The 16,518-nt window shown below is 66.9% G+C and carries 3 protein-coding genes; all 3 read left to right on the top strand.

Annotation, left to right across the window (positions count from 1 at the left end; genetic code table 11):
- Positions 1–595 precede the first annotated feature (595 nt).
- The 3 genes from ADADO0_RS19860 to ADADO0_RS19850 are packed head-to-tail and all read left to right on the top strand — an operon-like array spanning position 596 to position 16,450.
- On the top strand, positions 596–739 hold the full coding sequence (locus ADADO0_RS19860) for a hypothetical protein (RefSeq protein ID WP_511306931.1): 144 nt from the start codon (positions 596–598) through the stop codon (positions 737–739).
- The gene (locus ADADO0_RS19855) at positions 736–5,016 is read left to right on the top strand and encodes a beta strand repeat-containing protein (protein WP_511306930.1); all 4,281 of its coding nucleotides are present in this window, start codon (positions 736–738) and stop codon (positions 5,014–5,016) included. The genes ADADO0_RS19860 and ADADO0_RS19855 overlap by 4 nt, the downstream gene beginning before the upstream one ends.
- A 52-nt stretch (positions 5,017–5,068) precedes the next feature.
- Positions 5,069–16,450 carry an autotransporter-associated beta strand repeat-containing protein gene (locus ADADO0_RS19850; protein ID WP_511306929.1) on the top strand — a complete coding sequence of 3,794 codons (11,382 nt, stop codon included), beginning with the start codon at positions 5,069–5,071 and terminating at the stop codon, positions 16,448–16,450.
- The last annotated feature ends 68 nt before the right edge of the window (positions 16,451–16,518 follow it).

The following is a 16,518-nucleotide window of genomic DNA, read 5'->3' as shown; positions in this document are numbered from 1 at the left end:
TATCTGAGCGTCCATGCCTCTGATTCGCCTCACGATTTAGGCTTTAGAGATTGCAGTGTAGAGGCACGATTTCTACAACTCAAAGAGGAAAGTGCCCGATAAATTGTGATGGTTTTGCCACATTTCTGAATGCTCTGCCTTAAGGTCAAGGTCTGCCGCGCCTTTTTGATGGTGGACTTGCGGACAATCCTGCACACCTTGCATGGTGCGTAAAATGCTACAGTCATGCTGAAGCTATGCGCTGTGTAATTTGGGAGAGGCCGAATGGCTCGGGCGAACGACGGACAACGCGAAACCGCAGGCTTGAACTCCGTTTCGCCGACTGTGCCGGTGATTGGCCCGGATTGCTCTACCCAGGATCGGCGTAAATTTCAGGGCGAAGCGGCACTTCAGCCTGTTTCCGTCGCCATCAAGCCCGCACAGCCAAGGCGTCCCGCGCGGCGGGGTGCGCTCCTGTCTTCGACCTTATTCCCGGCCCTGCGTGTTTCCGTCGTCATCGCCGGCGTTCTCGCGTGCAGCATTCCCGCTTTCGCGGATGGCGGAATAGGCGGCTGGGCGCAGGATTCTGGTTCTATCAGCTGGGCGGGCGCCGGAGGTGTGGATTCAACGACCGCTGCAGGTGGCGCGGGTGGTGGCGGCAGCGGCAGCGCCAGTGGCGGCGGTGGTGGCGGCGCAGGTGTCACCGGCGGTGTCGGCGGGGCTGGCGCCCCCGATGGTGGTGGCGGCGCCGGGGGCGTGAACCCGGGTGACGCCGGCAGCGTTGGATCAGGTGGTGCTTCGGGTGGCGGCGGTGGCGGCGGTGCGCACGGCCTCACAGTGACCACTGGCGGCAGCTACACTCAGACCGGCACAGTCACCGGCGGTGCGGGTGGCGTTGGCGCGATCGGGGCCGTCGCCGCTGGCGGTGGCGGCGGCGCGGGTGGTTACGGCGCAGTCCTCGGTGTTGGAGCAACGATCAACGGAAGCGTCATTGGCGGCGCAGGCGGCGCGGGTGGTTTTTCCGGCGCGGTCAACGAAGCCACGGCGGGCGGCTCGGGCGGCTCGGGTGGAATGGGTCTTTATTTCACCACCGGGACACTGACGATCAACAGTGGAGCCGCAATCCGCGGCGGCTTGGGTGGTGTCGCGGGCGACACCAATGACGGTAGTGCCGGGTCGAATGGCGCGGGCGGCATGGGCTTGATGGTCGCTGGCAATCTCGGTGCCATCAGCAATGCGGGAACGATCTCGGGCGGTGTGGGCGGGCCATTCGGCTCCGCTTCGTACGGCGTCAGCGGCATAGGCATGGAGATTGCCGGAACGGGTAACACGTTCAGCAACTTGAGCGGCGCCTCTATAATCGGTGCCTCGCGCCCCATGATGGCATCCGGTGTGGACAACGGCGGCGTTGGCCTGCTCATCTCCGGCAACAGCAACATCGTGACGAATGCCGGCACGATTGCGGGCGGTAGTGACGGCAATGGTCCGCCCATGGGTACCGGCGTCCCGGGGGTGGTCATTTCCGGCGATGACAACACGCTGACGCTTCAGTCCGGCCTTGTCTATTCCGGCGGCTTTGCGGTGATTTCGGTCAGCATCACCGGAGACAACAATACGCTCGAACTTTGGAGCGGAGGGATCAACTCCAGTACGCGTGCCATCTCGAGCGGGGCGTTAAATACCTTCGTGCTTGGCGGCTCGACCGACGGCACGTTAGATCCCGCTCTATTGCACCCAACCGCTCCGGTTTCCGGAGATCCCGGATATTCCGGTTTTTCCCTTCATCAGAAGGACGGCACGTCCACCTGGTCCATCACGGGCTCGTCCATCGCAGGCGAAACCACCAACTGGCAGGTGCTCGACGGCACGCTCGTGGTTGGCACGCTGGCCGGCTCCGGAACCAGCGCGACAGCCTTTCAGGCGAACGTGGATGTCATCGGCGGCATGTTGGAAGTCGCTGTCGTTGTCGGCGGTAACACCACAAATCTGATTGGCAATGTCGATGTCCGGTCCGGCGCGCTCGCGCGGGTGGTGGCCGGAACCGTGACAGGCAATATCACCGTCCACAATGGCGGCGAACTCGACTTCTTCCGCCCGTTCAATAACGGCGCGGCCACCGTCACCGGAAGCGTGACGGTGCAGAGCGGCGGCATACTCTCGGTTAAGTCCAATGCGCTGCCGACCACTGCGGTTTCGACAGTCGGATCGCTGGTGATGAACACGGGCGGCAACCTGAATGTGGAAATTGGTACTCAGGTACCAATAATCCAAACTATGACGGTTACCAACCTCACGCTCGACGGGACGATCAACGTTACCGGTGACGTCTCCTGGATCGGCGCCAACCCCTATCTCATCATAAATTACACGACGCTGGTCCATAACGGCGTGACAGCCGGCACGGCCCCAGCGGGCTATACATTCACGGTTAGCGATACCGGCTCGGCCATCTACTTGAACTTTGCCCAGGCTGCCTTGGGCCTCTACTGGAACGGCGGGTCCACCTCCGGCGGTCCCAATGGCGGGACGGGCACCTGGAATAGCACCAACACCAATTGGACCAACGCGGCCGGCACGGCCCCATCCGCATGGGATGGCAGCGTCGCCATCTTCTCGGTGGCGCAGGTGACCAACAATGTGACTGTCGTTGGTCCGACGCCCGGCGATATCAGCGTCAAGGGCATGGACTTCCAAGTCGACGACTACAACATCTCAGGCGACACCATCACGCTTGCGGCGACCTCGGGCCAGACCGGGATTGCTGTGGCAACCGGCGCGTCCGCCACCATCTTCTCGGTTCTGCGGGGCACCACCGGCCTGGAGAAGACCGGCGACGGAACCCTGCTTCTCACCGGCGCGAACACCTATACTGGCGGCACCACCATCACCGGCGGCACGCTCTCGATCGGCCATGGCGGGACGAGCGGTTCGGTGGTCGGAAATATCGCCGATAACGCGGCGCTGATCTTCAACCGCTCTGACGCCCTCACCTATGCCGGCGTGATTTCCGGCACTGGCACGGTCGAGAAGCTGGGGGCGGGGACGCTAACGCTGACCGGGGCCAACATCTATACCGGCGGCACCACGATCACGGCGGGTACGCTTGAGATCGGCGGCGGCGGCAGCAGCGGCTCGATCAGCGGCGCGATCACCAACAATGCGACGCTGGCGTTCAACCGCTCGGACGATGTGTCCTATGCCGGCGTGATCTCCGGTAGCGGCGCGGTGTCCAAGCTCGCCGCGAACACGCTGACGCTGTCCGGCGTGAACACCTATACCGGCGCGACCACGGTTTCGGCGGGAATATTGAGGATCACCGGCGCCTCCGGCCTCGGCACGAATGCGGCGGGCACCACGGTCGTTTCCGGGGCGTCCCTTCTGTTCGATAGCGGATCGGCCATGACGGTGGCGGAGGGCCTGACGATCTCCGGTTCCGGCGCCTCGGGCCAGAACGGCGCGCTCATCGGGGGCTCCACCTCGGCGACCCTCACGGGCGGGGTCGTGCTGGCGGCGGACGCGTCGGTCGACGGCGGCAACGGCCTTGAGATCGCCAGTCAGGTCAGCGGTTCCGGAAAGAATTTGAGCCTTATTGCCGGTGGCACGGTTTCCGGCGTGATCGCGACCGGAAGCGGCCAGGTCATCAAGGCGGGCTCCGCCATCTGGGTTCTCTCCGGGGCGAACACCTATAGCGGCGCCACCACCATTTCGGGCGGGGCGATCGTCGCCCAGAATGCGACGGCGCTCGGGACGACGGATGCCGGCACCACCGTGTCGGCCGGCGGGTCGCTGGTGATCGATGGCAACGTCGCCGTAGGGGCTGAGGCGCTTTCGCTGTCCGGAGCCGGTTTCGGCCCGTTTGGCGCCCTCACGGGGAACAACGGTGCGGGCAGCTTCGCCGGGGCGATCACGCTGGCCGCCGACAGCCGCATCCTCGTGGGGGTGGCGACCGCGAGCAACACTTTAAGCCTGAGCGGCGGCATCACCGGTTCGGGCATGAACCTGACGATGGCCGGCGTCGGCACCGGAACGGAATCCGGCGCGATCGCCACGGGCGCGGGGACGGTGACGAAGACCGGCACCGGCAGCTGGATTCTCTCCGGCGCTAACACCTATACCGGCGCGACGACGGTCTCCGCGGGGACGCTGGTGGTGGCCAATGCCACCGGTCTGGGCACGATTGCAGGCGGCACGACGGTCGCATCGGGCGCGACGCTATCCTTGACGGGCAATATCACCGTGGGCGCGGAAGCGCTGACGCTCTCCGGGACCGGCGTATCGAATGCCGGCGCGCTGAACAGCAGCGGCACCGGCGCAGCGACATTCCAGGGTGCGATCACTCTGGCGGCGGATACCACGATAAATGCCAACGGCGCGACCTCTCTGACTTTGTCGGGCGGGATCACCGGGTCAAACACGAACTTGGTACTTGGCGGGACGACCAACACGGCAGGGACCGTCAGCGGGGTCATTGCCATCGGCTCCGGCTCGATAATCAAAAACGACGCCGACATCTGGAACCTCTCGGGCGCCAATACTTATACCGGGCTGACGACGGTCGCCGCGGGCTCCCTGGTGATCAGGAACAGCCAGGGTCTCGGCACAACGGACAACGGCACGGTCGTGAGTTCGGGCGCATCTATGGCCCTCTTCACGGGCGTGAATGTCGGCGCGGAGGCACTGACGCTTTCAGGTACCGGTGTCGGCAATTTAGGTGCCCTTTATACGGGCGCCGGTGAGAGCAGCTATGCTGGCGCGATCACACTTGCCGCAAACGCCAGCATCAGCGCGGGTGTCAGCACGACATCCGGGACCGTGGTTTTGTCGGGCGGCATCACCGGGGCGGGTAGAAATCTGACATTGATCGGCCCCGGCACCGGCACGGTCTCGGGCGTGATCGGCACGGGCGCGGGCACGCTGACCAAGACCGGCACCGGCACCTGGGCGCTGACGGCCGACAATACCTATAACCGGTTCCACCATCATTTCGGCGGGCACGCTTTCCATCGGCAACGGCGGCACCACCGGCTCGATCGATGATACCGGCGGCATCGTCAACAATGCGGCGCTGGCGTTCAACCGCTCGAATGCCGTGACCTATGGCGGCAACATCTCCGGCTCGGGGACGCTCAACAAGCTGGGCGCGGGCGTTCTGACGCTGACGGGGGCGAGCACGTTCGCCGGTCTCACCACGGTGAGCGCCGGCACGCTCGAACTGTCCGGCGGCAGCCTCACCGGCGCGGTCAGCGTCGCCAGCGGCGGCGCGCTGAAGGGCGGCTCCAGCGCGGGCATTATCACGGGCACGGTCAGCATCGCCGCCGGAGGCACTCTTTCGGGGGCTTCGGGCACCACCGCGCTGTCGCTTGGGGATCTCACCTTCTCCGCTTCGACCTCGATTTTGTCGATCACTTTGGCCGCGCCGTCGACGACGGCGGCGGTGTCGGTTGGCGGCAACCTGCTGCTGGACGGCGTTCTGAACCTGAGCACGACCACGGGTTTCGCCTCGGGCACCTACCGGCTGATCGATTATGCCGGAACCATCACCGATTCCGGTCTGAACGTCGGCACCGCGCCGAGCGATTCCCTGTTCACCCTTCAGGTCGACACCACCAACAAGCAGGTGAACCTGCTGGTGGTGGCGGGACAATATTGGAACGGCACGACAGCAGGCAGCACCGGCCCGATCATCGGCGGCTCCGGCACCTGGACCGCCAGCAACACGGCCACCAACTGGACCAATGCCGCCGGCACGACGGCAGCGGCCTGGGGCAACGGCCTGGCCATCTTCAGCGCCGCAGGCGGCGATGTGACGGTCGACACCACTGCGGGTGCGGTCTCGTTCCAGCGTATGACGTTCAAGTCGAACGGCTATACCATCCTCGGCGGCAACCTGACGCTCGGCGCCACCAGCGGGCAGACGCAGATCAATGTCGATAGCGCCGTCTCGGCGACCATAGCTTCCGTTCTTGCGGGCAGCACGGGGCTTGAGAAGGCGGGCCTGGGCACGCTGATCCTCACGGGCGCCAACACCTATCAGGGCGGCACGACGATCACCGCGGGCACGCTGCAGTTCGGCGATGGAACCACCGATGGCCTCTTGCCCGCCGGCAGCGGCGGCGTGGTGAACAACGGCACCCTGGCCTTCAACATCGCCGGTCCCATGACCGTGGCGAACGTGATCTCCGGCACCGGCGCGTTCGTGAAGGACGGCGCCGGCACGCTGACGCTGAACGGCCTCAACACCTATACCGGCGCAACCTCCGTTCTCGGCGGGACGCTGGCGCTCGGCAATGCAAACTATACCGGCGCCATCACCATCGCCGCCGCCGGGACGCTCCAGTTCAATCTGAACTTGGCCGGCACGTTCTCGAACAACATATCGGGCGCCGGCACGCTGGAGGTCGCCAAGAACACCGCCAGCGCGATCACCACCACGGTGACCGGCGCCATCAATGTTGGCGCCGTCACGCTCACCGGCTCGAGCCTCAAGATTGGCAATGGCACGATTGGGTCTTTGGCCGATGCGTCTGTGACGACCTCGTCCGGCCTGAGCCTGCGGTTCAACCTGCCGGGCGCGGTGACGTTCGGCGGCCTGATCTCGGGCGCCGGGGGCCTCGCCAACGATGGCCCCGGCTCGCTGACCGTGACTGCGGACAACACCTATTCGGGCGGCACGACGATAGGTGCGGGCCTTACGCTCCAGGTCGGCAACGGCGGTTCCACCGGCGACATCGGCGACGGCAACGTGACCAACGGCACGGCGGGCAACGGTGGTTCGCTCATCTTTAACCGCACCGGCACGCTGAGCTATGGCGGGGTCATCACCAACGGCAAGCTCAAGGTCACGGGCGGGGTGAACCTGGAACTGACTGGGGCCAACGCGCTCGAGGCAGCGGCGGACGCGGTCACCATCGACAGCGGCAGCGCCATCACGCTGTCCGGCGGGCGGCTCGGCAACGCCGCCAATATCGCGGTCGTGAACAATGGGACCCTGACGTTCAACATCGGCGGCTCGCCGTCGGCCAGCTATAGTTTCCTCAACGATGTCAGCGGCACCGGTAAGCTGGTTAAGAACGCCACCGGTAGTTTCGTGGTGCTGAACGGCAACCTGACCATGACCGGCGGCATTGAGGTCAATGCCGGGCTTCTGATCATCGCCAACGGTCCCACCGGGTCCTACGACGGCGACGTGGTGATCAACGGCGGCGACTTCGCCATCAGCCGGACCAACAATTACACCTATTCCGGCAACATCACGCACACCGGCAGCGGCGGACGGTTCGGCGCCGGCGCCGGTTCCGCAGGAAGCCTGGCCGCTGTCACCACCATCCTTGGCTCGATCGATGCGGGCATTTCCTCCTACATCTCCGGCGCGACGCTCCAGATCGGCGACGGCACCTCCACGGCGGGCACGATCGCCGGCCCGATCGCCACGGACTATTTCACCGTGATCGGCCGTCTGGCGATCAACCACAACGCGGACGAAGTGTTCGCCAACGTGATCTCGGGCCTTGGCCAGTTCCAGCAGATGGGCGGTTCGCTGGGCAATGTGGTGACCGTGACGCTGACCGCTGCGAACACCTGGTCCGGCGGCACCATCATTGACCAGTATTCGGTGCTCCAGGTCGGCAACGGCTCGGTCAACGGTGTCGTGGACGGCGTCAACGCCATGGGCAATGTCCTGAACGACGGCGCCCTGATCTTCAACCAGCCGAACGCCTTCACACTGGTGGGGGCGGTGAGCGGCACCGGCAGCCTGACCAAGCTCGGCGCCGGAACACTGACGCTGACCGGTGCCAGCACCTATACCGGCGGCACCACGATCACAGACGGGACCCTGCAAATCGGCGACGGGGTGTCGATGGTCGCGGGCATCACCGGCAACGTGCTGAACAATGCGGCCCTGGTGTTCAACCTCGTGGGCAGTTCCACGCTGACCGGCGACGTAACCGGCAGCGGCACCGTGACCAAGCTGGGCGCCGGCACCTTGACGGTGGTGGGGGACATCGGCTCCGCGGGCGCCAAGTCGGTGCAGGGTGGCACGCTACAGGTGGGTGATGGCGTTACCGTCGGCAAGGGCTCGATAACCGGCAACGTCAGCGTGAGCTCGGGCGCGACTTTGGCGTTCAACCGGCCGGACGTCGTCTACGCTTATGGCGACGTCATCTCCGGCGCGGGCGGCGTGCAACTGCTCGGCAGCGGCACTGTCACCTTCACCGGCGAAAATCAATATACCGGCGGGACCGAGATTTCCGGCGGCGGCACGCTCGTGGTGGGCGACGGCGCCGTTAGCGGCTCGATCATGGGCAATGTCGCCACGAGCAACGGCTCCACCTCGGGCACCCTGGTCTTTAACCGGACCGGCACGCAGACCTTCGCAGGGATCATTTCCGGTACCGGCCAGGTCGACCAGCGCCTCGGCACCGTGATCCTCACCGGCGCGAACACCTATACCGGCGGCACCACCATCGCGAGCGGCGCGACGCTCAAAATGGGCGACGGCTCGGTCGACGGCGTGGATACGTCGGTGGCCGGGGTCATGGGCAATGTGGCCAATGACGGGGCGCTAATCTTCAACCAGCCCGACGACTTCACCTTGTCCGGCAACCTGACCGGCGCCGGCACGCTTGAGAAGCTGGGCGCGGGCACGCTGACGCTGTCGGGGACGAACAGCTACAGCGGCGCGACGACGGTTTCGGCGGGGACGCTGGTACTGTCCGGTGGTTCGGCGATTGGAGATCTGAGCGCCGTGACGGTGGCTGGGAGTGCTGCACTGACCGTAGGTGCAGGTGCAAACGAGACCGTCGGTTCGCTGGCTGGTTCTGGTGCCGTGGTGCTGCATGCAAGGTTGGTTGCCGGCGGCGACAATGTCGACACCACGTTTTCCGGTACGATCTCTGGTGACAGCAGCATGGACAAGTTCGGCACCGGCACGTTCACGCTGGTCGGCACCGACCCGTCCGCAGCGGCGTTTTCCGCCACCGGCGGGTTCAATGCGGCGGCCGGGACGGTGATCTTTTCAGGCGGCAACGCGATCGCCGACAACGTGGCCATTTCGGTTCAGTCCGGCGCCACCGTCGTTCTGGCATCGAGTGAGACCGTCCGCGCCCTTGGAATTGGCACCGGCTCGATCGTCCTCGGCGCTAATACGCTGACGGTTGCCTTGGATACTGGAAATTCCGGCTTTTCAGGCTCAATCAGCGGCACGGGCGGGATCACGAAGACTCTTGCCGGTGCGTTTAGTTTGACCGGTACCAATACCTATACCGGCGCCACCACCATCAATGGCGGCATTCTGCGGGTTTTCGGGGGACACGCGATTGCCGATTCCAGCGCCGTCATCGTTGGCGCAGCAGGCACCTTTCAGCTTTATGGCAGTGAAACGGTGGGCTCCCTCTCGGGTGCGGGCGCGGTCACGTTTATGCTCAATTCCCCGACCCTGAGCGTCGGCGGCGATGCCACCAGCACCACCTTCTCCGGCACCATCGGTGGTGCGGGAAGCCTGACCAAGATCGGTGCCGGCACACTGACGCTGGCCGGCGCCAACACCTACACCGGCACCACCACGATCTCTGGCGGCACGCTCCAGGTGGGCGATGGCGGGACTGCGGGTAATCTGGGCACCGGGGCGGTGGTCAACGACGCGGCGCTCATCTTCAACCGTTCTAACGCGTTGATCGTTGGGAGTGCTATTTCGGGCACGGGCACGCTGACCAAGCTCGGCGCTGACACCCTGACCCTGACGGGCGCGAGCACCTACACCGGCGGAACCACCGTCACGGCTGGCACGCTTGTTATTGGCGATGGTGCGACGTCGGGTTCGATTGTCGGGGATGTGGCGAACAGCGGGACGTTGGTGTTCAATCGGTCGGACGACATTTTGGCGCCGGGTGCGGTGACCGGGTCGGGGGCGCTGGTTCAGCGCGGGACCGGGGAACTGGCGCTGGTTGGGGCGAACAGTGCGTTGGCGGGGACGAGCGTCGAGGCGGGGACGCTGGCGATCGTCGGCGGGGCGACGCTGACTGGCGATGTCACGGTGCTGTCGGGCGCGACGCTGCGGGGCGAGACCGGCGGGGCGTCGGGGACGGCGATCACGGGCGCGGTGAGCGTCCAGAACGGCGGCCATCTGCTGGCGGCGCCGGCGACGGCGACCGGCATGTATGGGCTGTCGATGAGCAGCCTGACGCTGGCGTCGACCGCCAACATCGACGTTGTGCTGGGGGCGAACACCGGCAATGCGGTGTTCCAGGCGGGAACGCTGGCGCTGGACGGCGTGCTGAACGTCACCAACGCGGGCGCCATGTCGCTCGGCGTGTACCGGATCATCGACTTCACGACGCTGGCGTCGAACAACGGCGTGGTGCTGGGCGATACCCCGCTGCAATACGCCTATCAGATCCAGCTTCTGTCGAACCAGTTGAACCTCGAGGTGCTGCAGGGCGGGATCCTGTACTGGAACGGCGAGACGACCACGGCGGACGGGACGATCCACGGCGGCAGCGGCATCTGGACCAACAATTCCGAGCAGACCAACTGGACCACCTCGACGGCGAACCAGGCGCGGTCCTGGGACAGCACGTTCGCGGTGTTCTCGGTCGCGGGTGGCGATGTCACCATCGCGGGCACGGTGTCGGCGACCGGCGTCCAGTTCATGGTGGACGGCTACGCCGTGGACGGCGGCACGCTGACCCTGGCGGCGCCCTCGGGCCAGACCCAGATCCGGGTGGGCGACGGGACCGCGCAGGGCGCCACTTATGTGGCGAGCATCGGCTCGGTGATCACCGGCAGCACGGGGCTTGAGAAGACCGACCTCGGGCTTCTGGTCCTGAGCGGTGAGAACACCTACACCGGCGGCACCACGATCACCCAGGGCGCGCTTCAGATCGGCGACGGCGGGACCTCGGGGTCGATCCTGGGCGATGTGGTCAACAATGGCGTGCTGATCTTCGACCGGTCCGACGACACCGGCTATGCCGGGGTGATCTCGGGCACGGGCGGGCTGATCAAGGCGGGCGAGGGCACGCTGACGCTGACCGGCATCAACAGCTTCAGCGGCGGCACGACGGTGAGCGAAGGCCGGCTGCTGATCGGCGGCGGCTCCTCGCTGTCGGACACGGTGGGCACGCTGGTGATGGCCGGCGCGATCCTGGAGCTGATGGACAGCGACGAGACGGTCGGCGGCCTGTCGGGCGCCGGCGCGGTGACGCTGAACAGCTATTGCCTGACGGTGGCGGGTGCGACCAGCACCGCCTTCTCCGGCAGCATCTCGGGCACCGGCTGCCTGACCAAGACCGGCCCCGGCACGCTGACGCTGTCTGGCGCCAGCAGCTATAGCGGCGGCACCAACGTGTCGGAGGGCACGGTTGCGCTCGGGGCGGCGGGTGCGCTGGGCACCGGCACCATCGCGCTGTCGGGCACGGGCGTTGTGCGGTCCACCGGGACCTACAGCTACGACAACGACGTGACGCTGGCGGCAGGGCTGACCGGCGGGTTCGAGGTGGACGGCACGCTGGAGAACCCGGCGGTTGAGACGCTGACCCTGACCGGCAGCATCACCGGCCTCGGCGATCTCAACAAGACCGGCTTCGGCACGCTGCTGCTGAACGGCACCAACAGCTATTCCGGCGCCACCAACGTGACGTCAGGGGTGATGATCGCCGAGGGCGGCAACGCCATCGGCGATAGCAGCGCGGTGAGCGTTGCGGCTGGGGCGCAGCTGATCATCCGGCCGAGCGGGGCCACCGAGACGGTGGGTTCGCTCAGCGGCGCGGGCGCGCTGGAGCTGACCGGCAATCTGATCGCCGGCGGCGACAACACCAGCACGACCTATTCCGGGGTGATCTCGGGCGGCGGATCGTTCGAGAAGACCGGCACCGGCGTGATGACGCTGTCGGGTGCCAACACGTTTACCGGCGCGACCAGCGTGTCGGGGGGCGAGCTGGCGCTGGCGGGCGGGTCTTCGCTGTCGGACACGGCTGGGCTGGCGGTTTCCGCCGGGGCGCTGGTGACGCTGACCAATGCCAATGAGACCGTGGGCGGGCTCGACGGCGCGGGCAATGTGAACCTGAACGGCTACTGCCTGACGGTGGCGGGCGGGGGCGCGTTCTCGGGCACCCTGAGTGGGGCCGGCGGCTGCGTGACCAAGACCGGCGCCGAGACGCTGACGCTGACCGGGACCAGCACCTATTCCGGCGGCACCACGATCTCCGAGGGTGCGATCGAGATCGACAATGCGCTGGCGCTCGGCACCGGGGCGCTGGCGCTGCAGGGCGCTGGCGCGTTGAACGTCACGACGAGCTTCGCCTATGCCAGCGCGATCTCGCTGACCCCCATCGAGGGCTCGGGCGGCGGCACGCTCGGCGTGGCCGAGACCCAGACGCTGACGCTGACCGGGGTGATCTCGGGTGCGGGCGAGCTGACCAAGACCGGCGTCGGCATCCTGCTGATGACCGGCCTCAACACCTACACCGGCGCCACCAGCGTGGCGGACGGGGAGCTTCGGATCGGCGGCGGGCAGTCGCTGTCCGACACCGCGCGGCTGAGCGTGGCGGCGGGTGCGCTGCTGTCGCTGACCGATGCCAACGAGAGCGTGGGCTCGCTGGCGGGCGGCGGCGAAGTGGCGCTGAACGGCTATTGCCTCACCACCGGGGGCGACGGGACCTCGTCGAGCTTCTCCGGCGCGATCACCGGGGCGGGCTGCCTCACCAAGACCGGGGCCGGCACGCTGACGCTGACCGGCGACGGCAGCAATTACAGCGGCGGCACGACGGTGGCCGAGGGCACGGTCCAGGTGTATGGCGCCAATGCGCTGGGCACCGGCCCGCTGGCCCTGACCGGTTCGGGCGTGCTGCGGGCCAGCGACACCTTCACCTATGCCAGCGCGATCAGCCTGGCCACCGGCCTGACCGGCGGGTTCGAGGTGGACGGCACCCTCGACAATCCGGCGGTCGAGACGCTGACCCTGACCGGACCGATCACCGGGCTGGGCAATCTGAACAAGACCGGCCTCGGCACTTTGGTGATCTCCGGCATCAACACCGGGTCCGGGGCGACCAACGTCACCGCCGGCATCCTGATCGCCGAGGGCGGCAACGCCCTGGGCGATGCCAGCGCGGTGAGCGTGGCGCTTGGCGCGCAGCTGATCATCCGCCCGAGCGGGGCGACCGAGACCGTGGGCTCGATCGGTGGCGCGGGCGCGATCATGCTCGACGGGGCGACCCTGGCGGCGGGCGGCGACAACGCCAGCACCACCGTCTCGGGGGTGATCTCCGGTTCCGGCGGCCTGACCAAGGCGGGCACCGGCACCATGACGCTGTCGGGCGCCAACCTCTACACCGGCGACACCAATGTATTGGGCGGCGGCCTGGTGGTGGCGGGGAGCCTGGACAGCGACGTCTATGTCTACGACCAGGCGACGCTGTCAGGCTCGGGCAGCATCAGCAAGACGGTGCATGTGCTCTCGGGCGGCACGCTGGCGGGGGTGCAGGGCAGCGGCCTGAGCATGGGCGCGCTGGACCTTCAGGGCGGGTCGAACGTGAACGTGACGCTGGGGGCGCCGAGCGAGGCGACCACGGTGTTCACGGTGGCCGGCAATGTGACGCTGGACGGCACGCTGAACGTGACGCCGACGCCCGGGTTCGGGATCGGCATCTACCGCATCATGACCTATGGCGGGACGCTGACCGACAATGGGATGGAGGTCGGCGCGCTCTCGGGCGGTCTGTCGGGCGGCATCCAGTCGAGCATCCAGGGGCAGGTGAACCTGTTCGTGGAAGGCCCCGACAGCCCGATCCTGTTCTGGAACGGGTCGAACACGACGCCGACCCAGAGCGTGCTGGGCGGCACCGGAACCTGGACCGCGGGCAGCCAGACCAACTGGATCAACGCCAGCGGCACCATTCCGCGGGCGTGGAACGGCGGGTTCGCGGTGTTCCAGGGCGCGGCCGGCACGGTGACGGTGGACACCACCGACGGCCCTGTCATGGCCATCGGCATGCAGTTCGTGGAAACCGGCTATGTGGTGACCGGGGGTCCGATCGCGCTGACCGGCGGTGCGCCGGTGATCCGGGTCGGCGACGGGACGGAAAGCGGCGCCGCGACGGTCGCCACGATCCAAAGCGTGCTGACCGGCGTGGCCGGTCTTGAGAAGGCGGACTTCGGCACGCTGATCCTGACCGGCGCCAACAGCTATACCGGCGGCACCACGATCTCCGGCGGCACGTTGCAGCTGGGCGACGGCGGCACCTCGGGCGCGGTGCTGGGCGATATCGTCAACAACGCCGCCCTGGTGTTCAACCGGAGCGACGATACCAGCTTTGCCGGCGTGATCTCGGGCACCGGTTCGGTGCTGAAGACCGGCGCCGGCACGCTGGCGCTGACCGGGACCAACACCTATAGCGGCGGCACCAGCATCAACCAGGGCACGCTCCAGGTGACGAGCGCATCGGCGCTCGGCACCGGCGCCCTGACGGTGGGCGGCACCGGCGTGCTGCGGGCCAGCGGCAGCTTCGCCTATGGCAACAGCGTGACGCTCACGGCAAGCGTCGGCACGTTCGAGGTCGACACCAGCCAGGCGCTGACCCTGTCGGGTGTGGTGGGCGGCACGGGCGGCCTCACCAAGACCGGGGATGGTCTGCTGATCCTGACCGGCGCCAACACCTATAGCGGCGTCACGACGATCTCGGCGGGCACGCTGCAGATCGGCAATGGCGGCGAGACGGGTGCGATCGTCGGCGACGTGGTGAACAATGCCAACCTGGTGTTCAACCGCTCCGACACCTATGCCTTCACCGGTGCGATCACCGGCGCCGGCCAGGTGACGTTCACCGGCGGGGGCACGGTTGAGTTCTCCGCGCCCTACCAGGGCCCGGTGGCGGTCGACAACAGCTTTGTGCAGCTCCAGGCGGGCTCAACCACGGTCTCGCCGTTCACGGTGAACGCGGGCGGCGTGCTGGGCGGGACGGCGACCATCGGCGGCCTGACGGTGAACACCGGCGGCACGGCGGCGCCGGGCTACTCGCCGGGCACCCTGACGGTCAACGGGGCGGTGACCTTCAACGCCGGCTCGGTCTATGCGGTCGATGTGAACACGGCGGGGGCCCACGACCTGATCATCGCCACCGGCACCGCGACCCTGTCCTCCAGCGCCCATGTCGAGGTTCTGGCGGAATACGGGCGCTATCCCGCGCTGAGCCAGATCACCATCCTGACCGCCGCGGGCGGGGTGAGCGGCACGTTCAGCGAGGACGTGACCTCCAACTTCGCGTTCCTGACCCCGGAACTCAGCTATGACGCGACCAACGTCTATCTGACGCTGACCTATACCGGCATCGACTTCGTGGAATACGCGCAGACGCCGAACCAGGCCAATGTGGCTGTGGCGGCGCAGGCGCTGGGCGCGGGAAGCCCGGTGTTCGAGGCGATCTTCGGGCTGGCGGCGAACGAGGTGCCGGCGGCGTTCAACCAGCTCACCGGCGAGATCTATCCCTCGATCAACACGGTGATCCAGCAGGAATCCACCTATCTGAGGGACGCGGTCGGCGCTCGGCTGCGCCAGTCGGTGACGCCGCAGGGCGCTTCCGCGCTGAGCTATGCGGCGCAGGCGGCTGGCCCGGCCAACACCAGGCTGAGCCAGGACCTGACGCCGACGCTGTGGATGCAGGGCTATGGCGGCTGGGGCAATGCCTTCGGCAACACCAATGCGGCCTCGATCTCCAGCACGGTGGGCGGGTTCTTCGCCGGTCTCGACGTCAGCGTGCTGGACAATGTGCGGGCCGGCGTGGTGGCCGGGTTCAGCCAGACCCAGTTCGACGTGGACGCCCGCAACTCCTCCGGCACGATGGATAATTACGACATCGGTTTCTACGCCGGCGGTCAGTTCGGCGCGTGGGCGCTGCGCGGCGGGGCGTCCTACACCTGGCACGACATCAGCGTGTCGCGCTCGATCGTGTTCCCCGGCTTCTCGGGGTCGACCAGCGCCGGCTACACGCTGGGCACGACGCAGGTGTTCGGCGAGGTGGGCTACGACTTCAACATCGGCGCCTATGCGTTCGAGCCGTTCGCGGGGCTCGCCTACCTCAACATCTCGGGCGGAAACCTCGCCGAGAGCGGCCTTGCCAGCAACGGGGCGGGGCTGAACGTGAGCACCGACAGCCAGAACACGCTCTACACCACGCTCGGCATCCGTGCCGCGACCTCGCTGTCGCTGGGCGGGCGGACCCTGACGCCGAGCGCCACTCTGGGCTGGCAGCACGCCTTCGGCGACACCACGCCGACCGCCACCATGTTGTTCCAGAGCGGCGCGACGCCGTTCGCGATCTCCGGCGTGCCGATCGCTGAGAATACCCTGCTGCTGGGCGCGGGCCTGGCCTACGCCCTCTCCGACCTCGCCACCTTGCAGGTCAATTACACCGGCCAACTCGCCGGCGACGCCTCCCAAAACGCCTTCACCGCCCAGTTCTCCCTCAAGTTCTGAGGGGGGGAAGGCATCGGGTTGAACCCTCTCCCGCGTCCGGGCGTTCTGCAAAAACCGACCTCGCTCCT

This window comes from Aquabacter sp. (assembly GCF_965279295.1).
In the GTDB taxonomy this organism is placed as follows: domain Bacteria; phylum Pseudomonadota; class Alphaproteobacteria; order Rhizobiales; family Xanthobacteraceae; genus Aquabacter.
Note: the sequence above shows the minus strand (reverse complement) of the source record. Positions and strands in the feature narration are given on the sequence as shown.